Consider the following 18804-nt stretch of genomic DNA (forward strand, 5'->3'; position numbering starts at 1 on the left):
GGTTTCAACTCCGGGATGTGGGTCGAGAGATGTCGAAGACGGCGAAGATCTCCACGAAGCGGACGGCGACGATCGCGGCCGGCACGGCGGCCAGCAGGGTCGGGACCACCTCGGCGAACCGGAGGGTCGCCGGGGGCGGGCTGACCGCGCCGAGCCCGGCGACGGTCAGCAGCAGCAGGTTCCGGACCACGTGCGGCGGGCCGTAGGCCTCGGGGGTCCCGCCGAAGCAGTGGCAGTCCACCCGACGGCCGGCCCGCAGCACCGCGACGACCCCTCCGGTCAGGCCGGCCAGCAGCGCCAGCGCCAGCAGGAACCCGGGCCGGGTCAGGCCGGGCACGGCCATGGCGGCCACCACGGCCGCTTCGGCGGCCACGGTCAGTACCGCCAGCGGCCGGACCGCGGCGGCCGGGACGAGGCCCAGGTCGGCGACCGAACCGGCGAAGGCCCGCCAGGCGGCCCGGGAGCGCACCTTGCCGGCCACCGCCACCGCGAAGGTCAGGCCGAGAACGATCTGGCAGAAGAGGTGAAGGCTCATCGGCACCCCCGGTCGACGTCGCCGGGGCGGGGGGCCCCCCCCCCGGGGGGGGGGGGGCCCCGGGCCCCGGGGGGGGGGGGGGGGGGGCCCCGGGGGGGGGGGGGGCGCGTGCCACCGCCCCCGTGTGGCGGTGGCACGCGTTTCCGCGGATCAGAGGCAGCAGGTGCCCGTGTTGGAGCAGGTGTCCGTGCAGTTGGGCTTGTAGGTGCACTTCCAGATGGCCCGCATCTTCTTGCCGTGCATGTAGCTGCAGGACGCGTCCCAGGCGCTGTGGCAGAACGTCCAGCTGCCGGAACAGGCGGCCTGCGCGGTCGCCTTCGGCACGAACATGGTGAGCATCCGGTCGGCAACGGTTCGCATCGCGCGCACGGGTGTCTCCTCTCGTTCCCGGTCGCGGGGCGACAGGGCGCCCCCGAAATCACACGGACATCGGTCGATGTCCCTGGTTTGTACGATGTGGACCATGCCTTGCCAAACGCCTTGCCAAACGCCTTGCCGGCGCTGACCGCCCGGTTCGCGGTGCTCGGCCCGCTGCTGGCCGAGCATCCCGATCCGGTGGTTCCCGGCCGCCGTCGCGAGCGCTGTCTGCTGGGTGTCCTGCTGCTGGAGGCGGGCCCCGCGGTGCCCGTCGACCGGCTGGTCTCCCTGCTGTGGGACGACGATCCGCCGCCGTCGGCGCGGGCCGGCCTGCACAGTCACGTCGCCCGGCTGCGGACCGCCCTCGGCACGCCGGCCGTCCCGGCGCTGCGGCTGGTCCGGACGCCGAACGGCTATCTGGCCGAGGTGGATCCGGAGCTGGTCGACGCGTTCCGGTTCCGGGCCCTGGTGGAGCGGGGCCGGGCCGAGCGTGACCCGGTCGGCCGGGCCGGCGTGCTGCGGGAGGCGCTCGCCCTGTGGCGCGGCCCGATCCTGGCCGGGGACGCCTCCGACCGGCTGCGCGACCGGGTCGGCGGCCGGCTGCACGAGCTGCGGCTCACCGCGACCGAGCTGATGGTCGACGCCGAGCTGGACCGCGGCCGGCACGCCGAGATCACCGGCGAGCTGATCACCCTGACCGCCGAGCATCCGACCCGGGAGCGGCTGGCCGCGCAGCTGATGCTGGCCCTGTACCGGTCCGGCCGGCACGCCGACGCGCTCCAGTTCTTCCAGACGTTCAGTGACCGGCTGGCCGCCGCCCTCGGCGCCGACCCCGGCACCGAGCTGCGCCGTCTCAACACGGCGATCCTGCGGCACGCTCCGGAGCTGCGTCCCGACCCGGCCGCGGCCGGGGAGCCGCCGCTGCCGATGGCCCGGCCCGCGCTGCTGCCGCCGGTGGTCGCCGACTTCACCGGGCGTGGCGCCGAGGTGGAGCGGTTGCGGTCGGCGCTGGCCGCTCCGGCGCCCGGCGGCGCGCTGCCGGTCGCGCTGATCACCGGGCCCGGCGGGGTGGGCAAGAGCACCCTCGGCCTCTACGTCGCGCACCTGCTGGACGACCTGTTCCCCGACGGTGTGCTCCATGCCGGGCTGGGCGGCGTGCATCCGGTGCCGGCCGAGCCGGCCGAGGTGGTCGGCCGTTTCCTGAACGCGCTGGGGGTGACCGGCGGGACCGTTCCGGCCGGCCTGGACGAGCGGGTCGACCTGTACCGCAGCCTGCTCGCCGGCCGCCGGGTGCTGGTGGTGCTCGACGACGCCCGGGACCTGGCCCAGCTGCGCCCGCTGATGCCCGGTTCGGCGACCTGCGCGGTGCTGGTCACCAGCCGGCGCCGGCTGGGCGGGCTGCCCGCCGCCGCCCGGGTGACGCTCACCGTCCTCGGCCCGGACGACGCGGTCCGGATGCTCGGCCGGATCTGCGGCGCCGCCCGGGTCGACGCGGAACCGGCGGTGGCCGCGGAGATCGCCGGCCGGTGCGGGTTCCTGCCGCTGGCGATCCGGGTGGCCGGCGCCCGGCTCGCCGTCCGGGCGCACTGGCCGCTGCGCCGGCTGGCCCAGCGGCTGTCGGACGAGCGCCTGCGGCTCGACGAGCTGGCCGTCGACGACCTCGCGGTCCGGGCGAGTTTCACGGCCAGCTACCGCGACCTCAGCGCCGAGGGCCGGCGGGCGCTACGCCGGTTGGCGCTGCTCGACACCCCGGACTTCGCGGCCTGGGTCGCCGCCCCGCTGCTGGAGGTGCCGTACGACCGGGCCGAGGAACTGGTCGACGAACTGGTGGACACCCATCTGCTGGAGACGGTGGGCGCCTTCCGCTACCGGTTCCACGATCTGATCCGGCTGTTCGCGCGGGCCCGTGCCGACGAGGAGGACGAGCCGTGGGAGCGGCGGGACAGCGTCGAGCGGGCTCTGCGGGAGTGGCTCGCGCTGGCCGGGGCGGCGTCCGCGCGCCTGCCGTACCGGCTGCTGAGCCCGATGGCGGAGACCGAGGGCAAGGGCGGTGTCGCGCTGTCGCCGGCCGAGATGGAGGAGCTGACCGGCGACCCGTTCGCCTGGCTGGCCGCCGAGCGGGCGGCCCTGGTCGCCGCGGTCCGGCAGGCGGCCGCCGCCGGGCTCAGCGGTGTGGCGTGGCGGCTGGCGTCGGTGTCCCGGGACCTGTTCGACCAGCGTGACCACAACGACGAGTTCCTGGCCGTACACCGGGCGGCGCTGTCGGTCTGCGAGCGCGACGGCGACCGGCTCGGGACGGCGGTGATCCGGTACGGGCTGGCCTGCCGCGCCCTCGCCGACGAGGAACTCACCCTGGACCGGACACTGCGCCTGGCCACCTCGGCGCGGGGTGTCTTCGCCGCGCTCGGTCATCCGCGCGCCGAGGTGGACGCGATGGTGCTCGTCGCGACGCTGCGACGACGGCACGCCGATCATGTGGTGGCGCGGGAGATGCTGGAGGAGTCCGCGGTCCGGGCCGCGCGGGTGGGCAATCCGGCGGCCGAGGCGGCGGCGTGGCGCTCGCTGGGCGTGATGCACCGCGAGCAGAACCGCATCGAGCAGGCCCGGGACTGTTTCACCGCGGCTCTCGAGCTGGCCCAACGGCACGGGCTGCCCGATGTGGAGGCGTTCGCGTACCGGGGCCTGGGTGTGGTGCACCGCGAGTCGGGGGACTTCGCCGCGAGTCAGACGGCGTTCGAGGAGGCGCTGGAACGCTACCGGCGGCTGGGCCAGGACTCCGGGCAGGCGTGGGCGCTGCTGGACCTCGGGCAGCTGCACACCCGGCGCGGCGATCCGCGGGCCGGGTCCGCGCTGCGGCGCGCTCTGGCGATCTTCGAGCGGGGTGGGCTGTCCGCGCAGCACGCGATCGCGCTGCGGGCCCTCGGCGAGCTGCGCCTGGCCGAGGGCCGGCCCGCCGACGCGGCCACCCACCTGCTCGCCTCGCTGCGGATGTTGCGGATCCTGCACGAGCCGTGGGGTGTGGCGCTGTGCCTGTCCGCGCTCGGCGCCGCCCATCAGCGCTCCGGCGACCCGGCGCGGGCCCGGGCCGCGTGGGTGGAGGCGGAGCAGCGGTTCCGGGAGGTCGGCAACGACAGCGAGGCGGAACGGATCGCCGCACAACTCGCGGAACTGCCGGAACCGGACTGATCCCGGCGAAACCGATCGCCGCCGGCCCGCCGAAATGTACGGTCAGGCGCGGGGACTGCGATCGAATGGAACAGCTGATGCTCGCTCCGGCCGAAGGGCTGACCGGGGCGGAGGCCGAGGCACGGCGCCGGCGGGGCGAGGCGAACACCGCCGTGCAGGGCGGCTCGCGCGGGTACGCCGAGATCCTGCGTACCAATGTCTTCTCGTTCTTCAATCTGATCCTGTTCACGATCGGCGCCGCGCTGCTGGTGCTGGGCCGCTACAGCGACGCGCTGATCAGCGTCGGCCTGGGCCTGATCAACGCGGTGCTCAGCGCGGCCCAGGAGATCCGGGCCAAACGCAAACTGGATCGGCTGCAACTGCTGGACCGGGCCGGGGTGCTGGTGGTCCGCGACGGCCGGGAGACCGAGGTCGCCCCGGACCGGGTGGTACGCGGTGACGTGCTGCGGGTCCGCCCCGGCGACCAGATCGTGGTCGACGGCCCGCTGCTCGACGGCGGCCGCCTGGAGGCCGACGAGTCGCTGCTGACCGGCGAATCCGACCCGGTGGTCAAGCATCCCGGCGACGATCTGCGCTCGGGCAGCCTGTGCGTGGCCGGCGACGGTCACCAGCTGGCCCGGGACGTGGGCGTGCACAGCTACGCGGGCCGGCTCACCACCGAGGCGCGGCGGGCCACCACCGACCGGACGCCGTTGCAGCGCAGCATCGAGTTCATCGTGCGGCTGGTGATGGCGCTGACCGTGCTGATGAGCGGGGCCATCCTGGCGCAGGCGGCCCTGGAGGGGTTCAGCGTGCTGCGGGTCGTGCAGATCACCGCGGTGCTGTCCGGGCTGGTGCCGTACGGGCTGTTCTTCCTGATCGCGCTCGCCTACACCGCCGGCGCGGTCCGGATCGCCCGCAGCGGCGCCCTGGTGCAGCAGGTCAACGCGGTCGAGTCGATGACCAGCGTGGACGTGATCTGCACCGACAAGACCGGCACGCTGACCACCGGGCAGCTGGTGCTGGAGGAGATCGTCCCGCTGGGCGACCACGAGTACGGCGAGGCCGCCGGGGCGCTGGGCGGCCTGGCCCACAACGCCACCACCCCGAACGTGACGGCCATGGCGATCGCCGGGTCGCTGGGCGGGCCGGTCTGGCGGGTCCGCGACGAGGTGCCGTTCTCGTCGTCGCTGCGCTGGTCGGGCCTGGTCGCCGAGGAGGGCACGTGGGTGCTCGGCGCGCCGGACGCGCTGGCCGGGCGGCTGCCGCGCCCGGTGCCGGCCACCGAGATCACCGACCGCACCGGGCGGGGGCTGCGGGTGCTGCTGCTGGCCCGTGCCGCGGACCCGGAGGGTGGGCTGCGCGACGCGGCGGGGCGCCCCGGCCTGCCGGTGCTGGAGCCGGTCGCGCTGGCCGTGCTCGCCGACGAGGTGCGCCCCGAGGTGGCCGCGGCGGTGGCCCGGTTCCGCGACGACGGGGTGGAGCTGAAAGTGCTGTCCGGCGACGATCCGCGTACCGTCGCCGCGATCGCCGCCCGGGCCGGGATCACCGGGGACGAGCCGGTCACCGGCGCCGTCCTGGACGACCTCGACGACGCGGCGCTGGACCGGCTGGTGGCCCGGACCGGCGTGTTCGGCCGGGTCGCGCCGGAGCACAAGGAGCGGATCGTGCGCTCGCTGCGGCGGCAGGGCCGGTACGTCGCGATGGTCGGCGACGGGGTGAACGACGCCCGCGCCCTCAAGAAGGCGCACGTCGGCGTGGCGATGCGCAGCGGCAGCGCGGTGACCCGGGACGTGGCCGACATCGTGCTGGTCGAGGACGACTTCTCGGCGCTGTCCCCGGCGCAGTACGAGGGCCGCCGGATCATCAACGGGATCGGGATCTCGCTCTACGTCTTCCTGGCCCGGGTCGCCAGTCAGGGGCTGGTCATCCTGTCGGTGACGATGCTGGGGCTGAGTTTCCCGTACTCGCCGACGCAGGTGGGCCTGACCCTGTTCACGGTGGGCATCCCGACGGTGTTCCTCACCTTCTGGGCCAAACCCACCCCGCCGGACCCGCATCTGGCGCGCAACCTGGTGCGGTTCGTGGTGCCGGCCTCGGTGGTCACCGCCACCTTCGGCACGGCCATCTACGCCGTGTTCTACACGCTGGTCATGCACGGTTTCGGCTCCGGTCGGGCCCCGGAGCGGATCATCCACGAGTTCGAGCGGACGACCGGCCTGATCTACGGCGTCGACGCCGACTTCACCGAGGCCTCCGCCACCATCCTGGCGCAGACCGGGCTGTCGACGTTTTTCTGCTTCGCGTCGTTCCTGCTGATCCTGTTCCTGGCGCCGCGGTCGCGGGTGTTCGCGGCGTGGACCGCGCCGACCGGGGACAAACGGCCGTCGTGGCTGGTGCTGGGGCTGATGGTGGCGTTCGGCGCGGTCCTCTGCGTACCGGTGCTGTGGCAGTATTTCGGGCTGATGGGGCCGTCGAAGCCGGTCTTCTTCGTGGTGCTGCCGATGCTGATCCTCTGGTATCTGACGTTGACCGTGGTGTTCCGGCTGCGCCTTTTCGACCGCCTGCTCGGCCTGGAAAACCCCGATTAGAAGCCGCTTTCGTACGCCGGGAGCGCGCCCGAACCCACCGGGGCCCGAGCGCCTCCGTCAGCCGGTGACGATCTCGTTGGTGACCAGGAACCGGGTACGTTCCCGGATGAGCGTGCGCAGGTTCTCCGCCTCGGTGGCGGTGGCCGCCGCGTCCGCCCCGTCGACCGTGCCGATCACCGCGGTGATCGCGTCGACGGCGTTGAGCGCCGACGCGTTGCCGTAGATCCGGTTGAACAGCTCCTTGTAGGCCTTGCGGTAGTCGTCCCGGTAGGCGGCGCTGGCCAGGAAGCGTTCCTTGAGCCGGTGGCCGCTCAGGAAGCCACCGCGCCCACCGCCACCGGCCGGCATCGGCCCGGCGCCCTCCGGCAGCCGCGTGTCCTCGGGCGGCGGGACGTCACCGCCACCGCCCCGCATCCCGCCGCCCATGCTCACCGGCTCGGCCGGATCCTGGGTGGCGGAACCGGACAGGGTCAGGTTGTAGTCCCAGCCGACCACCGAGAACCGCTTGGCGGCCAGGTCGTACCAGAGGTAGTAGTTGCGGCCCGGACCGGCCATGTCGTCGAAGTTGACCAGCAGGTTCTGGACGGCCGCGTACCGGGCGAGCGACGCCACGTCGACGTGCTCGCCCAGGTGCTCGTCGAACTCGGCGTCACTCGCGCCGGTCACCCACTTGATCAGGTCGATGACCGGCTGGAGGTCCCGGCTGCCCTTCTTGGTGATCTGCTTGAAGTCGTCGGCGTACTCGGTCGGGTCGTCGCCCTGGTCGGTGAACTGGCTGGACGCCATGCTCTTGTAGAGCACCCCGTCACCGCCGATCGCGCCGGCGAAGTTCTCGTCCGGGTGCTCGACGATGAGCCGGGCCGTGGTGGGCCGGTCGTTGACGGTGAAGCTGGTGTAGGCGTACCGCTGGGTCACCTCGCCGGCCGCGGCCAGCACGTGGAGCGAGACGGCCTCGTTGAGGACCGCCGCGCCGCCGCCCATGCCGCCGACCCGCACCGCGATCTCCCGGTGGCCCTGGTAGCGGCGGCCCTCGACGAACTCGTCGAAGCGGATCAGCCACGGCAGGTTCTCCGGCTCCTCGGTCTTGAGCGAGGTACGCCCGCCACCGCCACCCCTGCGGAAGCCGCCGCCGTCCGGGGGCCCGCCCTCAGGCATCGCGCCCTGCGGCACCGCACCCCGGCCGCCGCCGAACCCGCCCGGCCGGGCCTCGCCGTCGCGGGTGATCCCCTGCAACGTCGAGTTGCCCTTCAGCCGGATGCCGACGCTCGGGACGGTGGTGCCGTCGACGGTGAGGTCGGCCTCCAGGTACTCCTTCTCGCCGTCTTTCCAGAACGAGTCGAGCAGTTCCTCGTACGCGTCGCTCCGGTATGTGATTTTGATCTTGTGAGCCGTGGTGGCGTCGAACAGGTCGGTGGTGCCGGCGATGTTCACCGACACCTCGTCGCCGTCGGCGTCGCTCGCGCTGGTGACCAGCGGCGCGACCCGGACCGTGCTGAACACCACGGCGAACGCCAGCAACGTCGCCGCGCAGGTGGCCAGCAGCTTCCAGTAGTGCCGGACCCGTACCGGGATCCGGTGGGCGATCCGCCGGGGCAGCATCTACAGATCCGTCTGGTCGTACCCGGTCAGGACGGTGACCCGCTGCCCGCCGGTCCGCTCGCCCAGCTTGGTGATCAGCTCGCCCGGCTCGGCGCCCTTCTTCAGCCGGACCGTGTACATCAGCTCGGTGAGCGCGCCACCCCGGATCGACTCGATGCTGACCAGCTCGAACTCGCTGGTCAGGGTGATCAGCACATCCTGGATGCGGTCGATGTGGTTGCCGTCCGGCGGGACCTGCACCTTGACCACCTGGCGCTGCACGTTGGCGGCGAACCAGTTGAACCGGTACATCACCAGGACGATCAGGCTGATCGCGATCGCGGCCACGATGGCCAGCGTGTAGAAGCGGGTGCCGGCGGCCATGCCGACGCCCATCACCAGGAAGATGAACCCGACGTCGCGGGTCTCCTTGATGGCGTTGCGGAACCGGACCACCGACAGCGCGCCGACCAGCGCGAACGCCCGCGCGATGTTGGAACCGACGACCAGCATGATCAGCGCGATCAGCATGCCGAGGACGACCAGCGTCTGCACGTACGACTGGGAGTACGACACGTTGCGGTGGGTGAACCGGTAGACCCAGGCGATGAACGCGCTGAGCACGAACGACAGCGACAGCGCGATGGCGATGTCACCGACGCTGAACGTGCCGGAGAGATCCTGTACTTCGAATGGCATGGGTCAGACCTCGACGGTTTCGGATGCGGGGATGTGGAAGATGCTGCGCGGGGCCCTTCCGAACGCCTCGACGCTCTGGCAGTACTTGGAGACCCGGACCACCGACATGTTCAGCCGCGCGGCCAGGTCGGTGAGCCAGTAGGGAACGCGCTCGTTGGCCTTGAACTCGACCACCGACAGCCGGGCCGGCACGATCAGCCGGTTCTCCGCGTCCGCCGCGAAGTCGAAGTCGCGGTCCCGGCCACGGACCCGGGAGTCGACGGTGACGCGCAGGCCCACGTCGGCGTCCCGGCCGACGTACGCCTCCCGCTGGTAGCCGGTCATCGCGACCGGCCGCAGGTCCAGCAGCGAGATCAGTTCGAGGACCTCCTCGAGGAAGGCGGCCTGCGACGGGTCGTGTTCGACCATCCGACGGCCGTCGCACAGGTCACGGGCCAGGTGGTACGGCATCGCCACCCGCCGTTTCTGGGTGACCCGGTTGACCCGCTGCTTGATCTCGACGTGCACCGGGGTGTCGTCGCCGACGTTCGTACGGTCGCCGTAGTGGCGCACCCGCAGCTTGCGCCGGAACTTGAGGCCCTCGATCTTCTCCCAGTAGAAGCGCAGGTCCCGGGTGTCGTAGTAGGTGCTCCACACCCCGTACCCGCCGTCGGCGCCGTGGCTGTCGGCGTCCATCCGCCCGGCCAGCTCCGCCCGGAGCCCCGGCAGCAGCTCACCCGGCACCAGGTACTTGATCTCGTACCGGTTGAACGAGTGCGGTCTGCCGGGAGTCCGCAGAGCGTGACCGGCGTGATCGTCACCGAGCGATCGATTCATGCCTGTTATCTACGAGGAGCAAGAACAGAGCCAGCTCGATGACTCCTGTGAAATTCATGGGAACGGCGGATGAACCGCGGATGCCGCATTTATGATCATCGACCGGCTTGCCTCCACGCGGCGCGACGTCTACGTTGACGGAACGTCGTTTCCCTCAATGGAACAGGGGGCACGCATGCTCAGTGCGCTCTTCGGCCTGATCACCGTGGCCGAGGCGGTCCTGCTCGGCATGGTGATCGCGCTGCGCCGCCGTCGACCGGACTGGGCGCTCACCCTCCTGATCCTGGTGCTGCTCGGCCTGATCTGGGACAACGCGGTGATCGCCGTCGGCGCCACGGTCGGCGAGGGCGACACCCTGGAGGCGCTCTCGTTCCCCCGGTACGCGGCGCACGGCGTCCTCGTACCGTTGCTGATCATGGTCGGCGTGGGCCTGGCCCGCCGCCACGACGTCCGCCTCCTCGCCGGCCGCGCCGCACCGGCCGTCTTCGGCGCGGTGACCGTGCTCCTGATCGCCATCGGCATCCGGCTCGACATCGTCACCCTCGACCTGGAGCCCACCCACTACGCCGGCACCCTCCGCTACACCAACGCCGCCTCCCACGGCCCCCCGATCCCGGCGGTGGCCACCATCGGAATCCTGATCGCCATCGGCGCCCTCCTGCTGGCCCGCGCCGGCCGGCCCTGGCTCCTGGCCGGATCGATCGCCATGTTCGCGGCCGCCGCGGCCGCGGTAGCCGGCTTCTGGATCGGCAACGTCGGCGAACTGATCCTGATCCTGGCCATCTGGTTCACCGCGCGTGACCCTCGGCCGGCCGTGAGCCACGCGGGGAACCTCGCCTAGAGCTTCCTAGGAGGCTAGTTGCCCGGGCGGCCTCAGTGGTCGCGGCGGGTTGCCGATCGGTTTCTGTGATGGGGCGTGACAACAAGCCGGCCGCGCCGGGCCGGACCGACGGCCCGGCGCTCACCACGCCCTACTCTCGGGACCGGGAGATGGCCGCCGTCTGTGCCGAACGCGACGAGGCACTGCGCGCCGCGGCCCGGCTGCGCGCCGTCCTGGACAACGCGCACGACGCTTTCGTGTCGATGAGCGCGGACGGTGTCATCCTCGCCTGGAATCCGGCCGCCGAGCAGCTCTTCGGCTGGACCGCCGCCGAGGCGGTGGGCCGCCTGGCCACCGAGCTGATGATCCCGCCGTCGATGCGGGAGGCGCACGAGCGGGGCCTGGAACGGGCCCGCCGGTCCCGGACCTCGCATTTCGCCGGGCGGCGCCTGGAGTTCACCGTCGTCGACCGGTCCGGCCGGGAGTTCCCGGTCGAGATGACCCTCCAGACGCAGTACGAGCGGGGCGAGCCGGTCCACCACGCCTTCCTGCACGACATCACCGTCCGGACCACCGCGCGGGTCGAGCTGACGCGGGAGCGTGCCTATCTCCAGGCACTGCTGAACAGCCTGGACACCGGGGTGGCGGCCTGTGACAGCAACGGCACGCTGGCCCAGTTCAACTCCGCGATGTGCGAGATCCACGGGCTCGGGCACCAGCCGATCGGCCCGGAGTCGTGGGCGGGCACCTACCACCTGTTCCGGGCCGACGGCCGGACCCCGATGAAGCCGGAGGAGGTGCCGCTGGCCCGCGCCTTCGCGGGCGAGTTCGTCCGGCACGAGGAGATGGTGGTCCGGGCCTCGGGCCGGCCGCCGCACTGGTTCCTCACCAACGCCCGGCCGATCGACTCCGCCGACGGTCACCGGCTCGGAGCGGTGGTGGCGATGCACGACGTCACCGACGCGCACCGGGCCGAAGTGCTGCAACGCTGCCGGTACGCGGTGGCCCGCGCACTGGCCGAGGCCACCTCGGCCCGGGACGCCGCGATCGCCGCCGCCACCGCGATCGCCGCCGAACTGGACTGGGCCTGCGCCGAGTGCTGGGAGGTCGACGAGGAGCGGCGCCGCATCGTCCGGGTCAGCTCGTGGGGCCGGCCCGGGGCCGACCTGGCCGAGTTCTCCGGCGACACCCCGCTGGCGTTCGGCATCGGGCAGGGTCTGCCCGGGGTGGTGTGGGCGGCCGGGACCGACGTCTGGAGCGATGACCTCGACGATCTCGTCGATCCGGGGCGGCTGCCGCCCGCTCGCCGGCTGGGGCTGCGGGCCACCATCGGCATGCCGGTGCACAGCGGCGCCCGGGTGGCCGGGGTCCTGGCGTTCTTCACCGACACCGGCGTCACCCGCGACGACGACATCCTAGCCATGCTCCGCGACGTCGCGGCACAGATCGGCCGGTTCGTGGAACGCCGCCGCGCCGAGGACCTGACCCTCGCCCTGGCCGCCGCGCGGCGCGATTTCAACCGGGTGATCGAGCAGATCAACGATTGTTTCTGGACGGTCGAGATGATGCCGGACGGCTCGGTGCGGTCGGTCTACTCCAGTCCGGGGGCCACCGGCGTCTTCGGCGGCACCCTGCCCACCGGCGCCGACATGGCCGACACCCTGACCGAGCGGATGCACCCCGACGACAGGGAGGCGTTCCGCGCCTACCACGAACGGATCGGCACCGGCGAGCCGGCCGAGTTCGAGTGCCGGATCATCGGCTACGACGGCCGGACCCGCTGGGTGTGGACCCGCGGTGTCACCCGGCACGAGGACGGCCACCTGTACGTCGACGGGATCAGCACCAACGTCACCGAACGGCGGGAGCTGGCCGACCAGCGAGAGCTGCTGCTGGCGAAGGAGCAGGAGCAGGTCCGCCGGCTGCGCGAGCTGGACCGGATGAAGGACGAACTGGTCGCCGTGGTCAGCCACGAGATGCGCAACCCGATCGCGATCATCGCGGCCCACACCGACGCGCTGCTGGAACAGCCGGAGTTCGCCGGACGGGCCGAGCTGGTCTCCATCGAGCGGACCAGCGCCCGCCTGATGAGCCTGGTCGAAGACCTGCTCGACCTGGCCCGTTTCGAGAGCGGGCCGACCGTGCTGGACCCGCGGCCGGTACGCCTGGACCGGCTGCTGCGCCAGGCCGTCGAGGAGCACCGGCTCGGTGCGCCGGTGGATCTGATCACCGAGGTCGGCGATCTGCCGATGGTGTCCGGGGACGCCGCCCGGCTCCGGCAGGTGCTGGACAACCTGCTGTCCAACGCGATCAAGTACACGCCGCCGGGCGGCACGGTCACGGTCACGGCCCGGGACGACGCCGACACCGTGACGGTGACGGTCACCGACACCGGCATCGGGATCCCGCCCGAGCAGTACCCGAAGCTGTTCACCCGCTTCTTCCGGGCCAGCACCGCGATCGACCACAAGATCAAGGGCACCGGGCTGGGACTGGCGGTCACCAAGGCGATCGTGGAGGCGCACGGCGGCACGATCGCCGCCGAGCCGGGGCCGGCGGGCGGCACCCGGTTCACCGTGACGCTGCCCCGCTCACCGGGCCAGGACCCGGCCGCGTGGCCCTGCCGCCGGTAGCCGATGACGCCGGCACTCCCCTTCGGCGCAGGTGGGTGGTGGTCCGGACGTTATCGCGAGCAGCCGGGGTCCGGTGCGTCGACGGAGAGCGGGACGCCCTTCGGGCTGACGTAGACGACGTCCAGGATCAGCGGCTCGCTCCCCCGGTTCTCACCCAGGTGGGCGCGTGGCTCCTCCGGGGCCTCCATGAGGTTCTGCCCGGCCCGGTACCGGTGCACCGTGACGCAGTCGGACATCCGGTGGGTGAGGGTGCCGGCGCGCACACCGGCGAAGACCAGGCCGGGGTGCCGGTGCCAGCCGGTGGTGCCGCCGGGCCGGATGGTGATCTCACGCAGCACATAGTCGGTGTCCTTCACGGTCCACTGCCAGATCACCCTGGTGGTCACCCCGGACCCGGGTGTGGCGTACGCCGGGCTCGCGGTCATCACCGCCCCGACCACGACGACACCGCCCAGGCCGACCCTGATCAAACCGCGCATCTCCACCACCCCTGTCACGACAGCCACCTGGAGGGAGAACGATCAAGTTGATCATCGGTGGCGGGGGCCCGTTCCTTTCCTGCGCCTTAAGCCTCCGGGAGCATCGATCATTTTGTGAACGATCCGGGCGACGTCCCCGTACCCGGTGGCGGCACCATCACCGAGGGGTTCGGGAGGACTACTGTGGCACGGACCGGAATCGATACGTCGATGCTGCACAAGGGGTCACACAGCGCGTCGTACTTCGACGTGACACGGGCCGCCGGCGAAGGTGTGGAGATCGTCGACTTCTGCATCCCGTGCAACCCCTACTTCCCCACCCCGGAGATGTTCGACGAGCTCACCCGGGACCTGAAGAGCATCCTCAAGTACTACCCGAGCGACTCCGCCACCATCACCAAGAAGCTGGCCAGCGTGCTCGGCCTGCACCCGCAGACGGTGGCCATGGCGAACGGCTCGACCGAGCTGATCACCTGGATCGACCACCTGCTGATCAAGGAGAGCGTGGCGATCCCGATCCCCACCTTCGGCCGGTGGACCGACCAGCCGATGGAGACCGGCAAGCGGGTCGACATGTTCCCGCTCCAGGAGCGCGACGGCTTCCGGCTCGACCTGGAGGAATACGTCGAGTTCATCCGGGAGCGCAAGTCGCGGGTCGCGGTGGTCTGCAACGTGAACAACCCGGACGGCCACTACATCCCGCGGCGTGACGTGATCCGCTTCATGGACGCGCTCAGCGACCTCGACCTGGTCGTGGTCGACGAGTCGTTCATCGACTTCTCCGACGCCGAACGCTACCCCTCGGTCGGCCCGGACGCGGTGATCCGCCCCAACGCGGTGGTGCTCAAGAGCCTCGGCAAGAACTTCGGCCTGCACGGCATCCGCTTCGGCTACATGCTGGCCAACCCGGCGATCTCCGGCAAGATCGCCAAGATGCTGCCGAAGTGGAACCTCAACTCCCTCGCGGAGAAGGTCGTCCACATGATTCAGGAACACGAGATGGAGTACGAGGAGAGCCTGCGCCTGCTCAGCCGGGACCGCCGCTCGATGGGCCGGGAGCTCCAGCGCATCCAGGGCATGACGGTGTTCCCCTCGCAGGGCAACTTCTTCCTGGTGAAGCTGCCGAACGAGTGGTCCGGCGTGGCGCTGCGCGACTACCTGGTCGCCAACCACGGCATCATGACCCGCGAGTGCGGCAACAAGCTCGGCATGACCAGCCAGTTCATGCGCCTCGTGGTACGCCCGGCCGCCGACGTGGACCGGCTGGTCGACGGCATGATGGAGTACGCGCAGCGCTTCCACAGCCGGTCGGCCTACGACAGCGACCCGCTGGAGAGCGCCGGCCGCCGCTGGGCCGAGCCGGCGTACGAGGAGCAGCCGGACAACCTGATCCCGTACCCGAGCCACCGCGGTGGCGCCGGCGGCGAGTACACGGCACGCCGGGCCGCCGTCGGCTGAGACCCGGAGGAGACGTCGCCGCGCCCGCCGTGACCGCCCTGATGGCGCACACGGCGGCGCGGACGCCCGGAAGGTGATTCCGCTCAGCTTCGACGACCCATCGCCGAATTTGCAGGCGTGCGCCACGAAACCCCCGTCGAGGACGAACAGGCCAGGCTGGCCGCGCTGCGGTCGTACGGCGTGCTGGACCGGCCCCGTCCCGCCGTGCTGGACGACCTCACCCGGCTGGCCGCATCGATGTTCGACACCCCGATGGCCGCCGTCTCGCTGGTCGACCGGGACCGGCAGTGGTTCGCCGGCAGCGTCGGCCTGGCCGACGAGCAGACGTCGCTGGACCTGTCGTTCTGCAAGCACGTGATCCCGGCCCGCACGCCGCTGGTCGTGCCGAACGCCACCCTCGACCCCCGCTTCGCGGACGTGCCCATCGTGACCGGGGCGCCGAACATCCGCTTCTACGCCGGCGCGCCGATCATCGACGAGGACGGGCACGCGCTCGGCGTCATGTGCGTCATCGACGACAAGCCGCGCGTCATCCACGACCGCCAGGTGCGGGACCTGGTCACCTTCGCCGGGCAGGCGGCGGTCCACCTGACCTCGATACGCGACCGGATCCGGATGGCGGATCTGGGCGACGAACTGTCCAGGGTCGTGCAGCGCGAGGACGACCTGGTCGCGGCGATCAGCCACGAGCTGCGTACGCCGGTCGCCTCCATCCAGGGCTACCTGGAGATCCTCGGCGACCAGGACGAGCTGGCCGCCTACCGCAGGCTGATCGAACCGATCCACCGCAACGGCGAGCGCCTGGTGCGCATGGTCGACCACCTGCTGGCCGGCACCCGGCCCGGGGAGGCGCCGCTGCCGCCGCCGGTCGGCCGGGTCGAGCTGGACACCGTGGTGCAGGCCGCGCTCCAGTCCTGCCGGTCACTGATCACGCTGCGCGCCGAGCCGCCGCGGTTGCAGCCCGGCGCGGCCGTACCGGTCCGGGCCGACCTGCCCCGGCTGGCCGACGCGATCACCCAGGTGCTGCGCAACGCCCTGCTGTTCACCCCGGCGGACCGGGAGATCACGGTCCGGACCGGCACCACGCCACAGCCGTACGTCGAGGTCGCCGACACCGGCGTCGGCATCCCGGAGCACGAGCTGCCGTACGTCTTCGACCGCTTCTATCGCGGCCGCCACGCCCGCGACCAGGCCGTACCCGGTGTGGGTCTGGGTCTGACGATCGCCCGCAACATCGTCGAGTCGCATCGCGGCACGCTGACCGTGACCGGCACGCCGTCCGGCACGGTCGTCCGGATCACGCTGCCCGCCGTCGCCGCCTGAGGGCGCCCGGCCGACACGGCAACAAGATATATACATTTCAATATCTAGGTGTGAACGCCTGACGCCCTTACGCTCACCGAAGAAGTCGAGCGATGGGCATCGATCCCTCGGTTGCTCGCCGCCGGCGCGCGCGAGAGAGGAAGATCATGGCGATTCGACGCAGTGGCGGCCGCATCCTGGCCGCTGGTCTGTTCGCACTGGCGACAGCGGTCGTGGCGACCGGAACCCCGGCCGCCGCGGCACCGGCAACCGGAACCATCCGGCTGGCCGGCACCGCCGACGCGATCCCCGGCAGCTACATCGTGGTGCTCAAGTCCGGTGCGGTGGAATCCGGGCTGACCAGGTCGTACGGCGGCACCGTGAAACGCAGCTTCGGCAAGGCGCTCAACGGCTACGAGGCCAGCCTCACCGAGGCCCAGGCCAAGCGGCTGGCGGCGAACGCCAAGGTGGCCTACGTCGAGCAGAACCAGGTGGTCTCGCTGGCCGCCACCCAGAACAACGCGCCCTGGGGCCTGGACCGCATCGACCAGCGGGCACGGCCGCTGAGCACCACCTACACCTACCCGGTCACCGCCTCCAACGTGACCGCCTACATCATCGACACCGGCATCCTCTACAGCCACAGCCAGTTCGGCGGGCGGGCCACGGCCGGCTACGACGCCGTCGGCAGCGGCGCGGTCGACTGCAACGGGCACGGCACCCACGTCGCCGGCACGGTCGGCGGCAGCACGTACGGCGTGGCCAAGGCGGTCAAGCTGGTCGGCGTACGGGTGCTCAACTGCTCCGGCTCCGGGACCACGGCCGGGGTCATCGCCGGCGTCAACTGGGTGACCAGCAACGCGGTCAAGCCGGCGGTCGCCAACATGAGCCTCGGCGGCGGCGCCAGCACCTCCATCGACACGGCGGTGCGCAACTCCATCGCGGCCGGCATCACCTACGCCGTCGCGGCCGGCAACTCGAACGCGAACGCCTGCAACTACTCGCCGGCCCGGGTACCCACCGCCATCACGGTCGGCGCCACCACCAGCACCGACGCCCGGGCCAGCTACTCCAACTACGGCAGCTGCCTGGACATCTTCGCGCCCGGTTCGTCGATCATCTCGTCCTGGTACACCAGCACCACGGCCACCAACACGATCAGCGGCACCTCGATGGCGTCGCCGCACGTGGCCGGCGCGGCGGCCCTCGTGCTGTCCCGCAACCCGGGCTACACCCCGGCCCAGGTCTCCTCGGCGCTGACCACCAACGCCACCCCGAACGTGGTCACCAGCCCCGGAACCAGCTCCCCGAACCGCCTGCTCTTCGTCGTCCAGTAGATCCGCCGAACGGCGGGGGACCCCCGTCCCCCGCCGTTCCCCGTGACCGCGCCCGGCAGGGTTGACCGGCAGGGTCGCGGGTACGCGACGGGGATGCCCGCAGTCATGGTCTTCGCACCGGTGCCGCAGCTCACCGTCACGGTCGAGCAGCCGTCCGACCACGGTCCGGAACTGCACGTGCACCCCGGCGGGCAGGGCGTCTGGCAGGCCCGGATGTGTGCCGGGCTGGGCGCCGGCGTCACCCTCTGCGCGGCGGTGGGCGGCGAGATCGGCGAGGTGGTCGCGGCCCTCATGGGCCACGAGACCATGGAGGTACGGACGGTGCGCCGCAGCGGGGGCAGCGGCTGGTACGTGCACGACCGTCGGGGCGGCTCCCGGGACACGGTGGCCGAGTACGCCGGCGCCCCGCTCGGCCGGCACGACCTCGACGAGCTGTACAGCACCACCCTGGCCGCCGGGCTGCTCGCCGACGTCAGCCTGCTCAGCGGCCCGGCCGCCCCCGAGGTGGTGCCGCCGGACGTGTACCGGAGGCTCGCCGCCGACCTGGGCACGCACGGCGGCACGGTGATCGCCGACCTGTCCGGCGAGAACCTGACCGCGGTGCTGAACGGCGGTGTCGGCTTCCTGAAGGTCAGCCACGAGGAGCTGCTCGCCGGCGGATGGGCCGACGACGACGGCGACAAGGCGATGGTGGCGGCCGCCCGCGAGCTACGGCGCCGGGGCGCCCGGGCGGTGCTGATCAGCCGTGCCGACCGGCCCGGGATCGCCCTGCTGGACGACGATCCGCTGCTCGTCGAACTGCCGGCCCTCCAGGTGGTGGACCATCGCGGGGCCGGCGACTCGATGACCGCCGGGGTGGCGACGGTGCTGGCCGGCGGCGGGGACCTGTACGAGGCGGTGCGTACCGGGGCGGCGGCCGGGGCGCTCAACGTCACCCGGCACGGCCTCGGCACCGGCCGCCGCGAGGCGATCACCGAACTGGCCCGGCGGGTCGAGTTCACGCCGGCGCCCACCTGACGTTCACGGACTGTTCG

14 protein-coding genes are annotated in these 18804 nt (G+C 72.0%); 8 read left to right on the forward strand and 6 right to left on the reverse strand.

What is annotated here, in order from left to right; all coding sequences use genetic code 11:
* Positions 1–4: 4 nt before the first annotated feature.
* The gene (locus J5X75_RS05505; RefSeq protein ID WP_208466200.1) at positions 5–535 is read right to left on the reverse strand and encodes a MauE/DoxX family redox-associated membrane protein; all 531 of its coding nucleotides are present in this window, start codon (positions 533–535) and stop codon (positions 5–7) included.
* Between the two features lie 150 nt (positions 536–685).
* Positions 686–904, reverse strand: coding sequence for a hypothetical protein (locus J5X75_RS05510; RefSeq protein ID WP_208466201.1), 219 nt, complete (start codon positions 902–904; stop codon positions 686–688).
* 111 nt (positions 905–1015) lie between these two features.
* On the opposite strand from J5X75_RS05510, the gene J5X75_RS05515 reads away from it, so the two are divergent.
* Positions 1016–4078: an AfsR/SARP family transcriptional regulator gene (locus tag J5X75_RS05515; protein ID WP_208466202.1), complete on the forward strand. Its 3063-nt coding sequence runs from the start codon at positions 1016–1018 to the stop codon at positions 4076–4078.
* Between the two features lie 65 nt (positions 4079–4143).
* Positions 4144–6648, forward strand: coding sequence for an HAD-IC family P-type ATPase (locus tag J5X75_RS05520; protein ID WP_208466203.1), 2505 nt, complete (start codon positions 4144–4146; stop codon positions 6646–6648).
* Positions 6649–6705: 57 nt separating this feature from the next.
* Here J5X75_RS05520 and J5X75_RS05525 read toward each other — a convergent pair whose 3' ends face one another.
* From J5X75_RS05525 to J5X75_RS05535, 3 genes are read right to left on the reverse strand one after another with little or no spacing between them, the layout of a single operon-like run.
* On the reverse strand, positions 6706–8247 hold the full coding sequence (locus J5X75_RS05525; RefSeq protein ID WP_208466204.1) for a CotH kinase family protein: 1542 nt from the start codon (positions 8245–8247) through the stop codon (positions 6706–6708).
* Complete coding sequence (locus J5X75_RS05530) at positions 8248–8925, reverse strand: DUF4956 domain-containing protein (RefSeq protein WP_208466205.1); 678 nt, start codon at positions 8923–8925, stop codon at positions 8248–8250. It lies immediately after the preceding gene.
* Between the two features lie 3 nt (positions 8926–8928).
* Entirely contained in the window at positions 8929–9741 is an 813-nt protein-coding gene (locus J5X75_RS05535) for a polyphosphate polymerase domain-containing protein (protein WP_208466206.1), read from the reverse strand.
* Positions 9742–9916: 175 nt separating this feature from the next.
* Here J5X75_RS05535 and J5X75_RS05540 point away from each other — a divergent pair, with 175 nt between their 5' ends.
* Both J5X75_RS05540 and J5X75_RS05545 read left to right on the forward strand, forming a co-directional pair.
* Entirely contained in the window at positions 9917–10582 is a 666-nt protein-coding gene (locus tag J5X75_RS05540; RefSeq protein WP_208466207.1) for a hypothetical protein, read from the forward strand.
* A 68-nt stretch (positions 10583–10650) separates the two neighbouring features.
* Positions 10651–13194, forward strand: a complete 2544-nt coding sequence (locus tag J5X75_RS05545; RefSeq protein ID WP_208466208.1) for a PAS domain-containing sensor histidine kinase — start codon at positions 10651–10653, stop codon at positions 13192–13194.
* Positions 13195–13244: 50 nt separating this feature from the next.
* Here the strand turns inward: J5X75_RS05545 and J5X75_RS05550 are convergent, their stop codons facing one another.
* On the reverse strand, positions 13245–13691 hold the full coding sequence (locus J5X75_RS05550) for a cupin domain-containing protein (RefSeq protein WP_208466209.1): 447 nt from the start codon (positions 13689–13691) through the stop codon (positions 13245–13247).
* Between the two features lie 165 nt (positions 13692–13856).
* On the opposite strand from J5X75_RS05550, the gene J5X75_RS05555 reads away from it, so the two are divergent.
* The 4 genes from J5X75_RS05555 to J5X75_RS05570 all read left to right on the forward strand — a co-directional run bounded on the left by J5X75_RS05555 (position 13857) and on the right by J5X75_RS05570 (position 18787).
* The gene (locus J5X75_RS05555; protein WP_208466210.1) at positions 13857–15131 is read left to right on the forward strand and encodes a pyridoxal phosphate-dependent aminotransferase; all 1275 of its coding nucleotides are present in this window, start codon (positions 13857–13859) and stop codon (positions 15129–15131) included.
* A 117-nt stretch (positions 15132–15248) separates the two neighbouring features.
* Positions 15249–16454 (forward strand): GAF domain-containing sensor histidine kinase, encoded by a 1206-nt coding sequence (locus tag J5X75_RS05560; RefSeq protein ID WP_307797934.1) that lies wholly within the window; start codon positions 15249–15251, stop codon positions 16452–16454.
* 146 nt (positions 16455–16600) lie between these two features.
* A complete protein-coding gene (locus tag J5X75_RS05565; protein WP_208466211.1) occupies positions 16601–17770 on the forward strand; it encodes a S8 family peptidase in 1170 nt (389 codons plus the stop codon).
* A 93-nt stretch (positions 17771–17863) separates the two neighbouring features.
* Positions 17864–18787: a PfkB family carbohydrate kinase gene (locus tag J5X75_RS05570; protein ID WP_238487394.1), complete on the forward strand. Its 924-nt coding sequence runs from the start codon at positions 17864–17866 to the stop codon at positions 18785–18787.
* The last annotated feature ends 17 nt before the right edge of the window (positions 18788–18804 follow it).

The organism is Actinoplanes flavus, from assembly GCF_017592555.1.
GTDB lineage: Bacteria > Actinomycetota > Actinomycetes > Mycobacteriales > Micromonosporaceae > Actinoplanes > Actinoplanes flavus.